Here is a 19,100-nt window from a genome sequence, read left to right as displayed (position 1 = left end):
GTACGGGAGCGACGCCCTGCGTGGCGGCGGGCCGGGCGGACCGGCGGCGCCTCAGCCCTTGCGGCGGCGGCCCTTGGCCGACTTGGCGGCCTTGCGGCGCTCGGCGCGGGTCAGCCCGTCGCCCTCGTCCTCCGGAGCGGTGTCGTCGAAGTCGCCCTCGACGACACCGCCGCCGACCTCGTCCGAGGGGGCCGTGTAGTGCAGCCGCTGCGGCTTGGGGGCCTCCAGGCCCTTGGCCTTGATCTCCGGGCGGGCGGCGTCCTTCTCCAGCTTGTCGAGCACCACCTCGGTGTCGTCGACCGGCACCTCCTCGACCTGCTGCTCGACCTGGACCTCCAGGTTGAACAGGTAGCCGACGGACTCCTCCTTGATGCCCTCCATCATGGCGGTGAACATGTCGAAGCCCTCGCGCTGGTACTCGACCAGCGGGTCGCGCTGCGCCATCGCCCGCAGGCCGATGCCCTCCTGGAGGTAGTCCATCTCGTAGAGGTGCTCACGCCAGCGGCGGTCCAGCACCGAGAGGACGACCCGGCGCTCCAGCTCGCGCATGATCTCCGCGCCCAACTGGTCCTCGCGGGCGCCGTACTGCGCCTGGACGTCCTCCTGGACGGCCTTGACGAGGAACTCCGGGGTGAGCCCGGCGCCGCCGCCGGCCTCCTCCTCCAGCTCCTCCAGCTCCAGGGTGACGGGGTAGAGCTGCTTCAGCGCCGACCAGAGCTTGTCGAGGTCCCAGTCGTCCTCGAAGCCCTCGCCGGTGGCCGCCTTGACGTACGCCTCGACGGTGTCGTCCATGAAGTGGCCGACCTGCTCCTGGAGGTCCTCGCCCTCCAGCACCCGGCGGCGCTCGCCGTAGATGACCTCGCGCTGGCGGTTCAGCACCTCGTCGTACTTGAGGACGTTCTTGCGGATCTCGAAGTTCTGCTGCTCGACCTGGGTCTGCGCCGAGGCGATGGCACGGGTGACCATCTTCGACTCGATCGGCACGTCCTCCGGCACGTTGGCCATCGAGAGCACGCGCTCGACCATACCGGCCTTGAACAGGCGCATCAGGTCGTCGCCGAGCGACAGGTAGAAGCGGGACTCGCCCGGGTCGCCCTGACGGCCGGAGCGGCCGCGCAGCTGGTTGTCGATGCGGCGGGACTCGTGGCGCTCGGTGCCGAGGACGTAGAGGCCACCGGCCTCCTTGACCTCGTCCTGCTCGGCCTTGACGGAGCCCTTGGCCTTCTCCAGCGCGGCCGGGAACGCGGCCTCGTACTCGTCCGGGGTGTCCACCGGGGTGATCCCGCGCTGGGCCAGCTCGGCCGCCGCGAGGTGGTCGGCGTTGCCGCCGAGCATGATGTCGGTACCGCGGCCGGCCATGTTGGTGGCGACGGTGACGGCGCCCTTGCGGCCCGCCTGGGCGACGATCTGCGCCTCGCGCGTGCTTGGCGTTCAGCACCTCGTGCGGGATGCCGCGCTTGCGCAGCTCCTGCGACAGGTACTCGGACTTCTCGACCGACACGGTGCCGACCAGCACCGGCTGGCCCTTCTCGTGCTTCTCGGCGATGTCCTCGACCACGGCGGCGAACTTGGCCGGCTCCGACTTGTAGATCAGGTCGGGCTGGTCGATGCGCAGCGGGTTCTTGTTGGTCGGGATCGGCACCACGCCGAGCTTGTAGATCTGGTGGAACTCGGCCGCCTCGGTGGTACCGGTACCGGTCATGCCGGCCAGCTTGTCGTAGAGGCGGAAGAAGTTCTGCAGGGTGATGGTGGCCAGCGTCTGGTTCTCGTTCTGGACCTCCACCCCCTCCTTGGCCTCGATCGCCTGGTGCATGCCCTCGTTGTAGCGGCGGCCGGCGAGGATACGCCCGGTGTGCTCGTCCACGATCATGACCTCGCCGTTCATCACGACGTAGTCCTTGTCGTTCTTGTAGAGCTCCTTCGCCTTGATGGCGTTGTTCAGGAACCCGACGAGCGGCGTGTTCACGGACTCGTAGAGGTTGTCGATGCCGAGGTAGTCCTCGACCCGGGAGACACCCTCCTCCAGCACGCCGACGGTGCGCTTCTTCTCGTCGACCTCGTAGTCGCGGTCGATCTTCAGTCGCTGCACCAGCTTGGCGAAGTCGGCGTACCACTTGGTCGCCTGGTCGGCCGGGCCGGAGATGATCAGCGGGGTACGGGCCTCGTCGATGAGGATCGAGTCGACCTCGTCGACCACCGCGAAGTTGTGGCCGCGCTGGACGAGCTCGTCCTTCGACCAGGCCATGTTGTCGCGCAGGTAGTCGAAGCCGAACTCGTTGTTGGTGCCGTACGTGATGTCCATCCCGTACTGGCGCTTGCGCTCGGCGGGCGTCATGTTGCCCAGGATCACGCCGACTTCGAGGCCCAGGAAGCGGTGCACCCGGCCCATCCACTCCGAGTCGCGCTCGGCGAGGTAGTCGTTGACGGTGATCAGGTGCACGCCCTTGCCGGTCAGCGCGTTGAGGTACGCGGGCAGGGTGCCGACCAGGGTCTTGCCCTCACCGGTGCGCATCTCGGCGACGTAGCCGAGGTGCAGCGCGGCGCCGCCCATGAGCTGGACGTCGTAGTGCCGCTGGCCGAGCACGCGCTTGGCAGCCTCGCGGACGGTGGCGAACGCCTCCGGGAGGATGTCGTCCAGGGTCTCGCCGTCGGCGAGCCGCTGCTTGTACTCGTCGGTCAGCGCGCGCAGCTCGGCGTCGGTGAGGTTGACGAAGTCCTCTTCGATGGAGTTGACCTGGGCAGCAATCCGCTGCAGCTTGCGAAGGATCTTGCCTTCGCCGGCGCGCAGGATCTTGTCGAAGACGGACACTTGAGCGGGCTCCTTGCCTGTATTGGCACTGGACGACTGCACGGGGGGTCCACCCCACCGCACGGGCCATCGTATGCGAGGAGTCCAATGCCCCGGGAGGTGCGTCAGCACGCTATTCCCGTGTCACCCCTGCGGGCACATGACCTGATAGCGCCGCCGACCGGGGCAAAACGGTCACCCCTCCGGGCAGTTGGACGGTTGAGCGGGTTAATCGGATGCTCCTATTCGTCCCTGCACGGAATAATCCGTGCATGACAGAGCGACCCGACACCCCCTGTCCCGTCACCCTCGGCACCGAGCGCCTGATCCTGCGGGCGCCGCAGGAGTCCGACCTCGACGCGATCTTCGAGGCCTGCCAGGAGGCGGAGATCCAGCGCTGGACGGTGGTCCCGAGCCCGTACCGGCGCGAGGACGCCGAGTTCTTCGTCAACGACCTGGCCGCCAACGGCTGGCGCACCGGCGACAACCTCGTCTGGTGCGTGTTCGAGCGCGGGACCGGCGCCCTGGTCGGCTCCCAGGGGCTCGTCCGCTGCCCCGGCCGCCCCGGCGCCGCCGAGGTCGGCTGGTGGGCGGTGAGGGAGTTCCGCGGCCGCGGGTACACCGCCGAGGCCGCCCGCGAGGTGGCCCGCTACGGGCTCACCGAGCTGGGCCTGCGCCGGCTGGAGTGGGTGGCGTACGTGGGCAACGAGGGGTCGCGCGCGGTCGCCGAGAAGGTCGGTTTCCGCTTCGAGGGCACCCTGCGTTCGTTCGCGGAGCAGCGCGGCGAGTTCCGGGACTCCTGGGTCGCCGGGCTGCTCGCCACCGACCTCGCCGACCGACGCGCCGGCTGACCCCGCCCCGTCGGGTCCGCCCGTGCCCGCCGCCCGGGCAGGGGCGGGCAGCCCGCACTGTCGGTCCCCCGGTCTACGCTCGCCGGCATGACCGCCTCGACTCCCGCCCCGGCCCCCGTCGCCACCCTCGGCGCCGACGACGCCCGCCGCATCGCCCTGCGCGCGCAGGGCCTGCTCGGCGCACCGGACCGCCGCGGCGGGGTCCGCGGGGTGCTGCGGCACCTGGGCGCCGTCCAGCTCGACACCATCTCGGTCCTGGCCCGCTCGCACGAGCTGATCCCGTACGCGCGGCTCGGCGCGGTCGGCCGCCCGGCCGTCGAGGCGGCGTACTGGGGTGCGGGCGCGAGCTTCGAGTACTGGTCGCACGCGGCCTGCATCCTGCCGATCGAGGAGTGGCCGCTGTTCGCGTTCCGCCGCCGCCGCTACCGCGAGCGCACGCACGTCTGGGGCAAGCAGGTCAGCGAGGCCACCTACCGGTCGGTGCTGGACCAACTGCGCACCGAGGGGCCGCTGACCTCCACCGAGCTGGGCGGCGCCAAGAAGACGGCCGACTGGTGGGACTGGTCCGACACCAAGATCGCGGTGGAGCGGGCGCTGGCCTTCGGTGACGTCGTCTGCACCGAGCGTCGCAGCTGGAAGCGGGTCTACGCGCTGGCCGAACAGGCCGTCCCCGCCGAGTTGTTCGACGCCGAGCCGGCCGACGACGAGTGCCTGCGCACCCTGGTCGCGCAGTCCGGCGCCGCGCTCGGCGTCGCCACCCGGGCCGACCTGCTGGACTACCACCGGCTGCGCGCCGAGCAGTTGGACGCGGCACTGGCCGACTCCGGCCTCGTCCCGGTGGAGGTGGCGGGCTGGGGCCCGGCCGGCGCCCCCGCCGCGGCCTGGGCCGATCCGGCCGCACTCGCCGCCGCGCCGCGCGGCCGCCACCGCACCACGCTGCTCTCCCCGTTCGACTCGCTGATCTGGGACCGCGCCCGCACCGAGCGGATCTTCGGCATGGCCCACCGGCTGGAGGCCTACACGCCCAAGCCCAAGCGGGTGCACGGCTACTTCGCGATGCCGCTGCTGGCCGGCGGGCGGCTGGTCGGCCGGGTCGACCCGGCCCGGGAGGGAAGGACCCTGGTGGCCCGTCAGGTCTCGCTGGACTCCGCCCGGCACGTCGAGGCCCTGGCGACCGCCCTGCGCGAGGCGGCCGCATGGGTGGGCTGCGACGCGGTCCGGGTCGAGGCCCTGCAGGAGGAGTCGCTGCGCCCGGCCCTGGAGAAGCTGCTCAAGGGCTAGGCGGCCGGCGTCACCCTATCTCCAGGATCTTCTCCCGCATCGCGTAGACCACGGCCTCCATCCGGGAGTGCAGTTGGAGCTTCTCCAGGATGTTGCGCACGTGGTTCTTCACGGTGTTCTCGCTGATGAACAGCTCCTTGGCGATCTCCCGGTTGTTCATCCCGGTGGCCACCAGCTTCAGCACCTCCAACTCCCGGTCGGTCAGCCGGGGTGCGGGCACCAGGTCCCGGTCGTCGGAGCGGCGCTGGATCATCGACTTGAACTCGGTGAGCAGCTTGGAGGCCATCGACGGGCTGATCTGGGACTGCCCGTCGGCGACCGCGCGGATCGCGGTGGCGACCTCGTCGGTGGAGATCTCCTTGAGCAGGTAACCGGTCGCACCGGCCTTGATCGCCTCGTAGAGGTCGGCTTCCTCGTCGCTGATCGTCAGCATGATGATCTTGGCGCTGGGCACCACGTCCTTGATCGCGGTGCAGGCCTCGATCCCGCTGCGGCGGGGCATCCGGACGTCCATCAGGATGATGTCGGGCAGCAGGTCCGCCGCCTTCAGCACGGCCTCGGCGCCGTCCCCGGCCTCACCGATGACCTTGATGTCCTCCTCCTCCGCGAGCACGATCTCCAGCCCGCGGCGGAACAGCGCATGGTCGTCCACCACCAGGACGCGGATCGGCTCCCCCCGGTGCGGGGCGTACTCGGGCTCGTCCCCCCGCCCGGGCGCCACCCCCGTGACCGGCCCCGTAGCGGGCCCCAGCCCGAAGTGATCCCCCATCCGCTCCTCCCCCGTCGCCGGTCGTCGTGCGCCAATCATTCCACGACCCGGACACGCTGCGGTCACCCTCCGGCGCCGATCCTCCGCATCGGGTGACCTCGCGGCCGTCCGCACCGCCCCGGAACGCCGGTGACCCCGGCGGCCGCTGCCACCGGGGTCACCCCTCCCAACACTGCCAGGACGGTCAGTCCTCGTCGCCGGTCCCGCCGATCGCACCGCCCGCGCCCCCACCGGCCGCGGCCGAACCGTCGGTCTTCAGGTGGATGACGCCGTAGTTGTAACCGTGCCGGCGGTAGACGACGCTCGGCAGGCCGCTGTCCTTCTCGACGAAGAGGTAGAAGTCGTGGCCGACCAGTTCCATCTCGTAGAGCGCCTGGTCCAGCGCCATGGGGGCGGCCGGGTGGGTCTTCTCCCGGACCACCAGCGGGCCTTCGCCCTCCACTTCCAGGGATCCCATCATGGTCTTGCGGACGGCCCCGTTGGTCTCGCCCTCCTGCCGCGTCGTCTCGGGCAGCGCGGCCAGGGCCGCGGTCGCCTCGGCGACGCTGATGGGGGTGCGGCCGTTGCCGCCCTTGTGCACCCGGCGCCGGTCTGCGGACTTGCGCAGTTGGGCGTCGAGCTTCGCCGAAGCCAGGTCGAGCGCCGCGTACGGGTCTCCGGCGGCGGCCTCGGCCCGGATCACGGGCCCACGGGTACGGAGAGTGATCTCCACCCGCTCGGACCGGTCGGCCTGCCGCGGGTTGTGCTCCTTGGACACCTCGACGTCGAGGCTGATCACCTTGCCGTCGAACTTCTGGACCTTCTCCAGCTTCTCGGCCACGTGCTCGCGGAACCTCTTGGGCACCTCGGTCTTGCGGCCCTTGACGACGATGTCCACGCAGAACTCCGATCCCTCGTGCTGACGCCGATCCGGGTGCTACCGGATCGGGCTGAGACCAGCCGGACCAGCCAATCCACTGCCGGCCCTCCGTCCCCGCCGCGAGCGACGGAAACGACTGGCCCTCACCTCACTTCCTCCCCACCAGGGACGGTTGAAACCCCCTGGAGCCTCATGGAACACCTCACACGGGGTTTTCGCCTCCCCAGGCAGGAAAGCGGGTATGACCCGATGCTGCTGGCTGGCGGTCAAGCTGCTGCACCCTGTCTACCCTCCCGCGAGTGAAACATGAGTAAACGGCTGGACAACACCCCCCGTACGGCGCATCCTTTGCTCACTCTCCGTGCCTGCCGCCGCCAGGAGCAGCCGTGCCGCCCACCCCGTCCCCCGCCCGCCCACAGACCGCCCAAGGGCCCTTCGCCCACGCACTGGCCGGTCTGCTGGACGTGTTGCTCCCGGCCCGCTGCGCCGGCTGCGGCGCCGACCGCACACAGCTCTGCGCGGCCTGCCGGAGCGCCCTGGCCACGGCCCGCCCGGGCCCCTCCGCCCTGCCCTGGGTGCACGCCGCCGCCCCCTACGCCGATCCGGTCCGCCAGCTGCTGCTGGCCCACAAGGAGCGCGGCGCGCTGCGGCTGGCCGGTCCGCTCGGCGAAGCGCTCGCCCGGGCCGTGCGCTCCTCGCTCGGGCCGCGCGCCGGGCTCGCACCGCTGCTGCTGGTCCCGATGCCCTCCGCCCGGGCCGCCGTCCGCGCCCGCGGCCACGACCCGACGCTCCGGCTGGCGGGCGCCGCCGCCCGGTCGCTGCGCCGGGCCGGGGTGGACGCCCGCGCGGCGTCGCTGCTGCGGCACACCCGGCCGGTCGCCGACCAGGCGGGCCTGACCGCCGCCGAGCGCCGGCGGAACCTGCACGGCGCGCTGACCGTGCTGCCGCGCGCGGACTGCCGGCTGACCGGCCGTCAGCCGGTCCTGGTGGACGATCTGGTGACCACCGGGGCCAGCCTCGCCGAGGCCGCCCGGGCCCTGGCCGCCGCCGGCCTCCCGCCGAAGGCGGCCGCCACGGTCGCGGCCGCCGTCCCGCACCGCCGGGCCGCCACCGCGCCGCCCGGCCCGGACGGACCTCGCCGGCCGCGGCCCGGGTAACCGCCCGAGGCGGGCGTCCGGCCGGCCCCGGCCCGGGTGGACGGAGCCGGCCCCGGCCCGGGTGGAGGCCCTAGCCCGGGTAGATGAAGGAGGCCGCCCGCAGGTTCGGGTTGACCTCCCGCCACTGGCTGTTGATCAGCCGGAAGATCTGGCCGTCGGAGGCCCGCCGCGCGAGCACCGGCGGCACCTGGGCCGGGGAGTCCGCGCGGAACTCCGACGCCTCCGCCGAGGCCATGCTCTCCCCGCCCTGGAGCGAGGCCTCGCTGCTCGGCGAGCCGTCGGTGCTGATGTAGTGCAGCTGCTGGATGCGCCCGTTCTCCTTGCCCAGCACGAGCAGCTGGTCGGTCTCCGCCCAGGACACCGAGGCGACCTCCGTGAGCAGCGGAGCGGCCCCGCGCAGCCCGGTGATCCGCACGGTGGGCGCCTCCCTGGTGCCGCCGTGCACCACCAGGCCGAGCCAGAGCGACCGGGCGCCGGCCGGGTTCCTGAGCACCAGCGCGATCCGGACACCGTCCGAGGAGACCTTGAGGTCCTGCACGACCTGGCCGTCGAGGCCGTCGACGGGCACGGTGTACACCTTGCTGCCGCGGACCATCAGCACCCGCCGGTTCTGCGGGTCGCGGTCCACCACCCAGAGGTTGCCGCGGCCGTCCCAGCTGGGCGAGGCGAGCGCGTCCTCGCTCCGGTCACCGGGCCGGGGCGGGGTGCTGAGCAGCGGTTCGGGCATCGTCGACGCACTGTCCGAGAGGGCCACCGAGTAGAGCTGGTGGCCGTTGCCGCTGATCGCCGCGGCGCGTTCGCCGTCCCGGGCCACCGCGATGGCGCCGAGCGCCGGCTGCTTGTTCGGCTGGGGCTTGCCGAGCGGGCCGCGGACGGCGGTGCCGTCGGTGTCGCGGGCCTCCATCAGCACGCCGTCCTCGGCACGCTGGAAGTACTGCCTGGCCGCGGCGTCGCCGGCCAGCGCGCCCGGGCCGTTGACCGGCCCGTCGAGGCTGGTGGCCTGGCAGCCGGTGCCGCGCGGGTTCTTCAGCTCCAGCCGCTCCACCTGCCCCTTGCCCTGGTCGGCGAGGGTGTAGAAGAGCTGGGTGGCCATCTGCCGGCAGGCCGTCAGGTTGCCGAGCTCGACGCCGTTGAGGACCACATGGGCGACGCGTCCCTCGTCGACGGTGACCCGGTCGACGGTGGCGCCGGTCGGGAAGGCGGTCCGGACCACCGGTGACAGCCAGTCGGACGGGCCGGCGACGACGGCCTTGGCGGCCGAGGTCAGCGTGTCTATTCGGCGCCGCAGGTAGACCGGGTCGGCGATCAGAACGTCCTGGGCGCTGACCGCCGTGGTGCCGGCCGCCGACGGGTCCTGGGCCGCGTAGAAGAAGCGGTCCACCTGGCGGAAGCTGTTGCGGAAGTTGGTCTGGTTGATGATCAGGCCGTCGGGCAGCTTCGCGATGCGCCACTCGCCGCCCTTCTCCCGGACGAACGTGAACGGGAGGTCCACGTCCAGCTGCCCGCCCGAGAAGGTGTAGGAGTGCTTGTCGTCCACCTTGGCGACGACCTTGCCGGGCACCTGGATGGAGAACGACGTGTCGGTGTCCGTCACGGTCTGGTTGGACCGCGGGGTGGGGTTGGCCTCCAGCACCTGGATGCCGGCATCCGGGTTCCAGTGGACGGCCGCCTCGTCGGTGAGGTACTTGCGCGCCGTGTCGTAGCTCTCGTCCGCGGTCAGCGCGTCCAGGAAGCCGTTCAGCAGCCCCTCCGGCTTGGCGCCCTTGACGGGCCCCACCGGGAAGACCCGGACCTGGAGGTTCTTGTCCACCGTGCCCTGCGACAGCTCGACCTTGCCGATGCCGCCGGAGTCCGGCATCGCCGCACAGCCGCCGGCCAGCACGGCGACCAGCACCGTGCCGGCCACCGCGGCCGTCCGCGGCTCAGTAGTGCTGCTGGTCCTTCGCACGCTGCGACCCCTCCGTGTCCGTCCCGCCCGTGCCGTTCGCGCCCCCGGCCGCACCCGCAAGGTCCGGCTCCGCCGTCCGCTGTGCCACCGACGGCCGTCCCGGCGTCGGGTCCACCATGACCTGGGCTCCGGTGGCACCGTACCCGGCCCCCACGGTCCGCACGTCCGAGGGGTCGGAGCGCGGCCCCTCGGGCAGCCGGGGGGCGCTCAGTCCGGGGCCGATGCTCAGGACGCCGCCCAGCCCGCTGCCGAACCCGCTGCCGGTGCCCTCGGGGGTCTCCGGGACGCCCGGGTCCTCGGTGACGGTCAGCGCGGTCGCGCCGGACGGGCGGATCGCCCGCCGGTACGGGGTCCCGTACGAGCCGAGTCCCCGGTTGTTGCGGGAGTCCTCCGGTTCCAGCCGGAACGGCGCCCGGCTGATCTCGCCGCCGCGGGTGCGCGGCAGGGTGAGCCGGAAGTGCGAGCCGCCGCCGGGCTCGCCCCAGGCCTGGAGCCAGCCGCCGTGCAGGTGCGCGTCCTCGACCGCGATGGACAGGCCCAGCCCGGTGCCGCCGGTGGTCCGGACCCGGGACGGGTCGGCCCGCCAGAAGCGGTGGAACACCCGGGACGCCTCGCCGGGCTTGAGCCCGATGCCGTAGTCGCGCACGCCGACCGCGACCGCGCCGTCGGCCGAGCCCAGCCGGACCACGACGTCGCGGCCCTCGCCGTGCTCCAACGCGTTGACGACCAGGTTGCGCAGGATGCGCTCGATCCGGCGGGAGTCGACCTCGGCCAGCACCGGCTCGCCATCGCCGCGGACCACCACGGCGCTGCCCTTGGCCTGGGCCAGCGGGTCGGCGGCCTCCATCACCCGGCCGACGATCTCGCGCAGGTCGACCGGCTCGGCGTCGAGGATCGCGGCGCCGGCGTCGAAGCGGCTGATCTCCAGCAGGTCGGCGAGCAGCGACTCGAAGCGGTCCAGCTGGCCCTGGAGCAGCTCGGCCGAGCGGGCCGCCATCGGGTCGAGGTCCTCGCGGCTGTCGTAGATGAGGTCGGCGGCCATCCGCACGGTGGTGAGCGGGGTGCGCAGCTCGTGCGAGACGTCCGAGACGAAGCGCCGCTGCACCCGGGAGAGCTCCTCCAGCTGGCGGATCTGCGCCTGGAGGGCGTTGGCCATCCGGTTGAACGATTCGCCGAGGCGGGCGATGTCGTCCGTCCCGGTGACCTTCATCCGCTCCTCCAGGTGGCCGGCGGCCAGCCGCTCGGAGATCCCGGCGGCCATCCGGACCGGGGTCACCACCTGGCGCACCACCAGCCAGGCGATGCCGCCCATCATGATCACCACGAAGACGCCCGCGGTGGCGAGCGTGCCGGTGACCAGGCCGAGGGTGTTGGTCTCCTGGCCGAAGGAGAAGACGTAGTACAGCTGGTACGGGGTGCCGGTGGGCCCGGAGAACTGCATGCCGATGGCGAGGCCGGGCTCGGTCCGGCCACCGCTCTCCGGGGCGCGCTGGATGACGGTCGGCTGGTCGAAGATGCCGGCCTCCGACGTCACCCGGGCGCGCAGGGAGTCGGGGATGCTGCTCGGCTGGATGTCGCCGGAGTAGCGCGGCCCCAGGCCGGTGTTCTCCAACGAGACCGACTGCCCGCTGTTGGGCATGATGGCGATCACCGAGTAGACGTTCTGCCCGCTGGCCGCGAGGTCACCGACCTGCTTCAGCAGCCAGGTGCCGATCTCCTCGGTGGTCGGGTCGGCGCTGGGGGCGACCTTGAGGCGCAGCTCCTTCGCCTCGTCGATCTTCTTCTGCTCGGTCTGGAAGCCGGCCCGGGCCTGACTGCGCGCCGAGTCCTTCTTGGTGTTCAGCAGCCCGTTGCGGACCTGGGCGACCACCACGACGCCCAGCACGAGCACCACGACGACGGACAGCATCAGGGTGGCCGCGACCACCCTCAGCTGGATCGAGCGCCGGTACAGCGCCAGCACCCGTTGCACGGGCCGGCGCAGCTGACGGACCACCGGTGCGAGCACGCCCGCGAGGCCGCGTCGGCGGCGGCTGCGCGTGGTCGAGCTCAGCACGTCCCCGCGCACGGCGGCGGCCCCGTCGGTCGCGGTACCCGACGGGGTCTCGTCAGCCTGGTACGCCACGTCAGCTGGGTCCGGCCTTGTAGCCGACGCCGCGCACGGTCACCACGATCTCGGGGCGCTCCGGGTCCTTCTCGATCTTGGAGCGGAGCCGCTGGACGTGCACGTTGACCAGCCGGGTGTCCGCCGCGTGGCGGTACCCCCAGACCTGCTCCAGCAGCACCTCGCGGGTGAACACCTGCCAGGGCTTGCGGGCCAGCGCGACCAGCAGGTCGAACTCCAGCGGGGTCAGCGGGATGCCCCGGCCGTCCCGCTTCACGGAGTGCCCGGCCACGTCGATCACCAGATCGCCGATGGTCAGCTGCTCGGGCGTCGGCTCCTCGGCACGGCGCAGCCGTGCGCGAACCCGGGCCACCAGCTCCTTGGGCTTGAACGGCTTGGTGACGTAGTCGTCGGCGCCCGACTCCAGGCCGACCACGACGTCGACGGTGTCCGTCTTCGCGGTCAGCATGACGATCGGGATGCCCGACTCCGCCCGGATCTGCCGGCAGACGTCGATGCCGTCCCGGCCGGGCAGCATCAGGTCCAGCAGGACCAGGTCGGGCTTGGTCTCACGGAACGCGGCTAGTGCCTTGTCTCCATCCGCGACGAAAAACGGCTCAAAACCCTCACCCCGCAGCACAATGCCGAGCATCTCGGCCAGTGCGGAGTCGTCATCAACGACGAGGACGCGTCCCTTCATGCGTCCATCCTCTCATTACCGGATTGTGACCTGCCGCACAGCAGTCCCATTGCTCCAGAACGGCCAACTCCCGGCCCGGGCCAATTCCGGCCATTCCGGACGAATATCCTGGCCCGAACCGGCACCGCCGCCCCGGAGCCCGCCGACCGGCTGTCGGCCGGGCCCCCGTTGGCCGTTCAGCGACCGGATACCCCTGGGGCCCGTCCGACCACCATGGCACGATGGGCGCTGCGCGCGGGTGAAGATCCACCCGGCCCCGCGAACCCTGAAGCCCCTCCGAGGAGCAGTGATGACCGACACTCCGGGCTGGGCCTCGCCCAGCTCGTCCGAGCAGCCCCGCGACGAGGCCCGGCCCCCGGCCGACGCACCCGCCGCCGTGCCCGGGCAGTCGGTACCACCCCACGCCGCGCCCCCCGTACCGGGCGCCGGCCACATCGGCGCGCAGTACGGCGCACCGGGGCCCCACGGCCAGTACGGCCAGTACGGCTGGGGCGCCCCGCCGAGCCCCAAGCCCGGCGTGATCCCGCTGCGCCCGCTCGGCGTCGGCGAGATCCTCGACGGCGCGGTCTCGACCATCCGCACGCACTGGCGCACCACGCTCGGCCTGTCGCTGGGCCTCGCCGTCATCGAGCAGGGCGGCAGTCTCGCGGCCCAGCTGGCCATCAACGGCAGCACCGGGAACCTGACCCAGGCCCTGGCCGGCGTCGTCGTCCTGCCGCTGGCCCTGCTGATCGGCGTCATCGCCTCCGCGCTGCTGACGATGGTGGTCAGCCGTGCCGTCCTCGGGAAGTCCGCCACCGCCGGAGAGGCCTGGCGCGAGGCCCGGCCCCAGCTGCTGCGGATGTTCGGGCTCAGCCTGCTCAGCGGCCTGATCTTCGGCGGCATCGTGCTGCTCGGCTTCACCCCGCTCATCGGCTACGTCGTGGCCGGCGCGGACGAACCCGCCCTCGTCGCCCTCCTGGTCGTCGTCGGCCTGCTCAGTGTCCCGGCCGCCGTCTGGGTCTGGGTCCAGCTGAGCCTCGCCGCCCCGGCCCTGATGCTGGAGAAGCAGGGCGTCATGGCCGCGCTCTCCCGCTCCCGCCGCCTGGTCCGCGGCGCCTGGTGGCGGCAGGCCGGCATCAACCTGCTCGCCTGGGTGCTGTCGTTCATCGTCTCGATGATCATCGCCACCCCGTTCGCCGTCATCGGCATGGCCCTGGGCTTCGACCACCTCGTCAACGAGTCGAGCTCCACCGACGCCTCCGTCCCGACCGCCATGCTCGTCGCGAGCGCGATCGGCGGGATCATCGCCTCGACCCTCACCATCCCGTTCAGCGCCGCCATCACCGTCCTCCTCTACGTCGACCAGCGGATCCGCCGCGAGGCCCTCGACATCGAGCTGGCCCGCGCCGCCGGCCTGCCCGAGTACGGCGGCACCGGCTGGAGCGACCCGGTCGGCCCGAACCCGGCGAGGCTCTGACCCGCATGCCGAACTGGGGGGAGATGGCGCCGGCCGCGGGCGGCGCCCCGGTCACCACGCCGCGTGACCCGGCTCGCGACGCCGTACGCGACGAACTGCTCAAGGCCGACTACCACCGGCACGACCCGAGCCTCCAGCAACGGGTCTACGACTGGTTCATGGACCGGATCGACGACGCGCTCAACGCCATCGCCGGTGACGGCACCACGGGCACGACGGGCCTGATCCTGTTCCTGGTGGTCGCCGTCGTGATCGCCGCCGCCCTCTGGTGGCGCCTCGGCGCGCCCCGGCGGGCCGCCCGCACCACGCCCGACGTCTTCGGCACCGCCGGACCGCGCAGCGCCGCCCAGTACCGTGCCGACGCCGAGCGCCACGCCGCCGCCGGCCAGTGGGCCGAGGCCGTCCGCGAGCAGATGCGCGCCGTCGTCCGGGGCCTGGAGGAACGCACCCTGCTCGACACCCGGCCCGGCCGCACCGCCGACGAGGCCGCCACCGAGGCGGGGCGCATGCTGCCCGCCCACGCCGCGGAGCTCACCGCGGGCGCCCGCACCTTCGACGACATCGCCTACGGCGAGCGCACCGCCGACCGGGCCGCGTACCAGTTGCTCCGCGACCTCGACCAGGCCCTCGAACGCGCCCGCCCGGCCCTCGCCGCGGCCCCGGGAGGAGCGGCATGACCACCACCACCCCGGGCGCCGCCGCCCCCGGCCCGGCCGTGCCGCCGGCACCCCCCACCGCCCCCGCGGGCACCGCCCCCGCCGACGCCGGAAAGCCCGCACCCGCCGGCCCGGCCGTGCCGCCCGGGCCCCGCGTCAGCCCCAGCAGCCTCGCGCCCACCGGCCGCAGCCTCTGGTACCGCTCGCGCTGGTTCCTGCTCGCCGCCGCGCTGGTCCTGCTCGCCGCCGCCCTCCTGGCCGGCCTCAACCAGGACCGCCGCTACCCGCCGCTCGACCCGCGCTCCTACGACCCCGACGGCGCCCACGCCGTGGTGGCCCTGCTCCAGGGCGAAGGCCTCAAGGTCGACATCACCGCCGACCTCACCGCCCGCACCTCCGGCAACGACACCCTCGTCGTCCCCGAACCCGACCTGCTCGACCCCGCCCAGCTGCGCGCCCTCGCCGCCGCCGGGCACTCCCGGCTGGTCCTGCTCTCCCCCGGTCCCGCCGCGCTCAGCGCACTGGCCCCCGGCGTCCGCCCCTCCGACGAGGGCGGCGGCGCGCCGTACGCCGCCGTACGCAGCACCGCCGCCCAGTGCGCGCTCACCGAGGCCGTCCGGGCCGGCACCGCCCACCTCGGCGGCCTGCTCTACACCACCGGCAGCCGCGGCGAGGGCTGCTACCCGCGCGGCCACGGCTTCCCCCTGGTGGCCGCGCCGACCGGCAAGGGCACCGAGGTGGTCGTCCTCGGCAGCGGCGACTTCCTCAGCAACGAGCTGGTCAAGAAGGACGGCAACGCCTCGCTCGCCCTCGGCCTGCTCGGCTCCCAGCCCAACCTGACCTGGCACCTGCCCGACTACTCGACGCCGGTCGCCGCGGGCGGCGCCAAGCGGTTCACCGACTACATCCCCGACGGGTGGCGCTGGGCCGCGTACCAGCTCGCCGTCGCCGCCCTGCTGACCGCCGCCTGGCGTGCCCGCCGGCTCGGCCCCGTCGTCAGCGAGAACCTGCCCGTGGTCGTCCGCGCCGCCGAGACCACCGAGGGCCGGGCCCGCCTCTACCGCCGGGCCAAGGCCCGCGGCCGCGCCGCCGACGCCCTGCGCCGCGCCGCCGTCCACCGGCTCGCCCCGGCCCTCGGCCTTCCGCTCAGCGCCGGCGCCCCCGACCCGACCGCACTCTGCGCGGCCGTCGTCGACCGCCTCCCCGACCGACCCGCCGGAGACGTACGGGCCCTCCTGTACGGCCCGCCCCCGACCGACGACGCCGCGCTGCTGCGGCTCGCCGACGACCTCGACGCCCTCGAAAGGCAGGTACGAAAGCCGTGACCGAACAGGCCACCACCCAGCTCCGCATCACCCCCGGCACGGCACCCGCCACCCCCGACACCGCCGGCACCCCCGGCACCCCCGGCACCACGACCGACCCGCGCCAGGCCCTGACCGCCCTGCGCGCCGAGATCGGCAAGGCCGTGGTCGGCCAGGACGCCGCCGTCACGGGCCTCGTCGTCGCACTGCTCTGCGGCGGCCACGTGCTGCTGGAGGGCGTCCCCGGTGTCGCAAAGACCCTGCTGGTCCGCACCCTCTCCACCGCGCTCAGCCTCGACACCAAGCGCATCCAGTTCACCCCCGACCTGATGCCCGGCGACGTCACCGGCTCACTGGTCTACGACGCCCGCACCGCCGAGTTCTCCTTCCAGCCCGGCCCGGTCTTCACCAACCTGCTGCTCGCCGACGAGATCAACCGCACCCCGCCGAAGACCCAGGCCGCCCTGCTGGAGGCCATGGAGGAGCACCAGGTCACCGTCGACGGCGAGCCCCGCAAGCTGCCCGTCCCGTTCCTGGTCGCCGCGACGCAGAACCCGGTCGAGTACGAGGGCACCTACCCGCTGCCCGAGGCCCAGCTCGACCGCTTCCTGCTCAAGCTGATCCTGCCGCTGCCCGACCGCGACCAGGAGTACCAGGTCCTCGCCAAGCACGCCTCCGGCTTCGACCCGCGCGACCTCGCCGCGGCCGGGGTCCGCCCGGTCGCCGGCCCCCAGCACATCGCCGCCGCCCGCGAGCAGATCGCCAAGCTCACCGTCTCCCCCGAGGTCCTCGCCTACATGGTCGACCTCTGCCGGGCGACCCGGCAGTCCCCGTCGCTCTCCATCGGCGTCTCGCCGCGTGGCGCCACCGCCCTGCTCGCGGCCTCCCGCGCCTGGGCCTGGCTGGCCGGCCGCGACTACGTCACCCCGGACGACGTCAAGGCGCTCGCCCTGCCCACCCTGCGCCACCGGGTGGCGCTCCGTGCCGAGGCCGAGATGGAGGGCGTCACCGCCGACTCCGTCATCCAGGCCGTCCTGGCCCAGACACCCGCCCCGCGCTGACCGCCTCCACCGCCTCGCTCACGAAGGAGCGCACCGCATGGCCCTCACCGGGCGAACCGCCCTGCTCGCCGCACTCGGCGCGCTCGTCGTGGGCCTGCTCCTGCCCTCCTGGGGCGGGATCGCCGCCGTCACCGGCGCGGTCCTGCTCGCCGTCGCGGCCGACCTCGTGCTCGCCGCCCCGGTCCGCAACCTGCGGATCACCCGGGGCGGCGACACCACCGTCCGGCTGGGCGAGCCCGCCTCCGTCGAACTGACCGTCACCAACCCCGCCGGCCGCCCGCTCAGAGCCCTCGTCCGCGACGCCTGGGCCCCCTCCGCCTGGCGGCCCGGCACGGCGATCGCCGGCTCCCGGCACACCCTGCGCGTCCCCGGCGGCGAACGACGCCGCGTCACCACCGTGCTCACCCCGACGCGGCGCGGCGACCACCACGCCCACAAGGTGACCGTCCGTTCGCTCGGCCCGCTCGGCCTGGCCGCCCGTCAGGGCTCGCACCTCGCCCCCTGGACGGTCCGCGCCCTGCCCCCCTTCAACAGCTGCAAGCACCTGCCGTCCCGGCTCGCCCGGCTGCGCGAACTCGACGGCCGCACCTCCGTCCTGACCCGCGGCCAGGGCACCGAGTTCGACTCGCTGCGCGAGTACCTGCCCGGCGACGACATCCGCTCCATCGACTGGCGCGCCAGCGCCCGCCGCAACACCGTCGCCGTACGCACCTGGCGCCCCGAGCGCGACCGGCACATCCTGGTCGTGCTCGACACCGGCCGCACCTCCGCCGGCCGGGTCGGCGACGCCCCGCGCCTGGACGCGTCGCTCGACGCCGCGCTGCTGCTCACGGCGCTCGCCACCAAGGCCGGCGACCGGGTCGACCTGCTCGCGCACGACCTGCGCAAGCGCGTCTCGGTGGCCGGCCGAGCCCCCAACGAGATCCTGCCCGCCTTCACCAACGCGATGGCCACCCTCGAACCCGCGCTCTACGAGACCGACATGCGCGCGCTGGTCGCCTCCGCCCTGAAGATGGCCCCGCACCGCTCACTGATCGTCCTGCTGACCGGGCTCGACGCGGCCCCTGTCGAGGACGGACTGCTGCCGCTGCTGCCGCCCCTCACCAAGCGCCACGAGGTCGTCCTCGCGTCGGTCTCCGACCCGAACCTGGACGAGCTGGCCGTCGGCCGCGGCACCGTCGAGGCCGTGTACGGCGCGGCCGCCGCCGAGCAGACCCGCGCCGACCGCCGCCTCACCGCCGACCGGCTCACCCGGGCCGGCGTCACCGTCCTCGACGCGCCGCCGGCCGCCGTGGCCCCGGCCCTCGCCGACACCTACCTCGCGCTCAAGGCCGCCGGCCGCCTCTGAGAGCAGGTCCTCTCCGTCCCCGATCCCGAAGGGCCCTCCGGAACCTCCGAAGCCTTTGACGCCCCGCTACCGACTCCGGTAGCGGGGCGTCGTCGTGGCTGCGGAAGGCACTCCCTCCGGGAGAACGGGCCTTCTCAGGGGCAGATTCCTTCGGCGAGCGGCTGCGGGCTCCGTCCAGGACCACCCCCCAGGAGCCATCCCAGCCGGCCCTTCACCGGATAGGCCTCCTCCAGCACCCTCCACCACCTCACAGACCGGCGGGCATCTTGCTCTGCACCGGCGGGAAGCTCAGGTGGCACGGGGAGGACGTGCAGGCCCCTGCCCGCTACCTGTGGCGCCCGCTACCTGTGGCGCCCGCTGCCTGCCTGCCTGCCGCCGGTGGCGGCTCCACCGATCCGCCACCACAGCGCCCGCCGGCACAACACGGTCGGCACAGATGACAACAGATGGCATCGGCAGCACCGTTGGCACCGGCGGCACAACGCAAAGAACCCCCACCCGGGATCCGGGTGGGGGTTCTCTGTGAATGATTGTTCGGCGGCGTCCTACTCTCCCACAGGGTCCCCCCTGCAGTACCATCGGCGCTGTGAGGCTTAGCTTCCGGGTTCGGAATGTAACCGGGCGTTTCCCTCACGCTATGACCACCGAAACACTATGAAACTGTCGGCCGCACCATGACAGGCCATGTCACGGGGTCGTTGTTTCAGAACAACACAGTGGACGCGAGCAACTGAGGACAAGCCCTCGGCCTATTAGTACCGGTCAACTCCACCCCTCACGGGGCTTCCATATCCGGCCTATCAACCCAGTCGTCT

13 protein-coding genes, 1 rRNA gene and 1 pseudogene are annotated in these 19,100 nt (G+C 73.1%); 8 read left to right on the top strand and 7 right to left on the bottom strand.

What is annotated here, in order from left to right:
- Positions 1-51 precede the first annotated feature (51 nt).
- Positions 52-2,809 (bottom strand): annotated as a pseudogene (secA, locus tag C2142_RS24255) (preprotein translocase subunit SecA).
- Between the two features lie 251 nt (positions 2,810-3,060).
- Here secA and C2142_RS24250 point away from each other — a divergent pair.
- Complete coding sequence (locus C2142_RS24250) at positions 3,061-3,639, top strand: GNAT family N-acetyltransferase (RefSeq protein ID WP_148644590.1); 579 nt, start codon at positions 3,061-3,063, stop codon at positions 3,637-3,639.
- An 87-nt stretch (positions 3,640-3,726) separates the two neighbouring features.
- On the top strand, positions 3,727-4,920 hold the full coding sequence (locus C2142_RS24245; RefSeq protein WP_148644589.1) for a crosslink repair DNA glycosylase YcaQ family protein: 1,194 nt from the start codon (positions 3,727-3,729) through the stop codon (positions 4,918-4,920).
- A gap of 10 nt (positions 4,921-4,930) precedes the next feature.
- Here the strand turns inward: C2142_RS24245 and C2142_RS24240 are convergent, their stop codons facing one another.
- Positions 4,931-5,689 (bottom strand): response regulator transcription factor, encoded by a 759-nt coding sequence (locus tag C2142_RS24240; protein WP_148644588.1) that lies wholly within the window; start codon positions 5,687-5,689, stop codon positions 4,931-4,933.
- A gap of 184 nt (positions 5,690-5,873) precedes the next feature.
- The gene (raiA, locus tag C2142_RS24235) at positions 5,874-6,566 is read right to left on the bottom strand and encodes a ribosome-associated translation inhibitor RaiA (RefSeq protein ID WP_148644587.1); all 693 of its coding nucleotides are present in this window, start codon (positions 6,564-6,566) and stop codon (positions 5,874-5,876) included.
- A 368-nt stretch (positions 6,567-6,934) separates the two neighbouring features.
- Between raiA and C2142_RS24230 the strand changes: the two genes are divergently transcribed.
- Positions 6,935-7,705: a ComF family protein gene (locus C2142_RS24230; RefSeq protein ID WP_194235802.1), complete on the top strand. Its 771-nt coding sequence runs from the start codon at positions 6,935-6,937 to the stop codon at positions 7,703-7,705.
- A 70-nt stretch (positions 7,706-7,775) separates the two neighbouring features.
- Here the strand turns inward: C2142_RS24230 and C2142_RS24225 are convergent, their stop codons facing one another.
- From C2142_RS24225 to mtrA, 3 genes are all read right to left on the bottom strand, one after another.
- Positions 7,776-9,653 carry an LpqB family beta-propeller domain-containing protein gene (locus tag C2142_RS24225; RefSeq protein ID WP_148644586.1) on the bottom strand — a complete coding sequence of 626 codons (1,878 nt, stop codon included), beginning with the start codon at positions 9,651-9,653 and terminating at the stop codon, positions 7,776-7,778.
- Positions 9,628-11,706: an MtrAB system histidine kinase MtrB gene (gene mtrB / locus C2142_RS24220; protein ID WP_241003263.1), complete on the bottom strand. Its 2,079-nt coding sequence runs from the start codon at positions 11,704-11,706 to the stop codon at positions 9,628-9,630. Before mtrB ends, C2142_RS24225 begins: the two co-directional genes overlap by 26 nt.
- 73 nt (positions 11,707-11,779) lie before the next feature.
- Entirely contained in the window at positions 11,780-12,457 is a 678-nt protein-coding gene (gene mtrA / locus C2142_RS24215; protein ID WP_030061806.1) for an MtrAB system response regulator MtrA, read from the bottom strand.
- A 289-nt stretch (positions 12,458-12,746) separates the two neighbouring features.
- Here mtrA and C2142_RS24210 point away from each other — a divergent pair, with 289 nt between their 5' ends.
- From C2142_RS24210 to C2142_RS24190, 5 genes are all read left to right on the top strand, one after another.
- The gene (locus C2142_RS24210) at positions 12,747-13,916 is read left to right on the top strand and encodes a hypothetical protein (RefSeq protein ID WP_148644585.1); all 1,170 of its coding nucleotides are present in this window, start codon (positions 12,747-12,749) and stop codon (positions 13,914-13,916) included.
- A gap of 5 nt (positions 13,917-13,921) precedes the next feature.
- Entirely contained in the window at positions 13,922-14,593 is a 672-nt protein-coding gene (locus C2142_RS24205) for a DUF4129 domain-containing protein (RefSeq protein WP_148644584.1), read from the top strand.
- Complete coding sequence (locus C2142_RS24200; protein ID WP_241002749.1) at positions 14,590-15,897, top strand: DUF4350 domain-containing protein; 1,308 nt, start codon at positions 14,590-14,592, stop codon at positions 15,895-15,897. The genes C2142_RS24205 and C2142_RS24200 overlap by 4 nt, the downstream gene beginning before the upstream one ends.
- A gap of 110 nt (positions 15,898-16,007) precedes the next feature.
- Positions 16,008-16,937: a MoxR family ATPase gene (locus C2142_RS24195; protein WP_241003262.1), complete on the top strand. Its 930-nt coding sequence runs from the start codon at positions 16,008-16,010 to the stop codon at positions 16,935-16,937.
- Between the two features lie 37 nt (positions 16,938-16,974).
- Complete coding sequence (locus C2142_RS24190) at positions 16,975-18,285, top strand: DUF58 domain-containing protein (protein ID WP_148644583.1); 1,311 nt, start codon at positions 16,975-16,977, stop codon at positions 18,283-18,285.
- Positions 18,286-18,817: 532 nt separating this feature from the next.
- Here C2142_RS24190 and rrf read toward each other — a convergent pair.
- A 5S ribosomal RNA gene (gene rrf, locus C2142_RS24185) occupies positions 18,818-18,934 on the bottom strand.
- Between the last annotated feature and the right edge of the window lie 166 nt (positions 18,935-19,100).

The organism is Streptomyces sp. CB01881 (assembly GCF_002953255.1).
In the GTDB taxonomy this organism is placed as follows: Bacteria; Actinomycetota; Actinomycetes; order Streptomycetales; family Streptomycetaceae; genus Kitasatospora.
The sequence above is the reverse complement of the archived record's forward strand: the minus strand, read 5'-3'. Positions and strand labels throughout refer to the sequence as shown.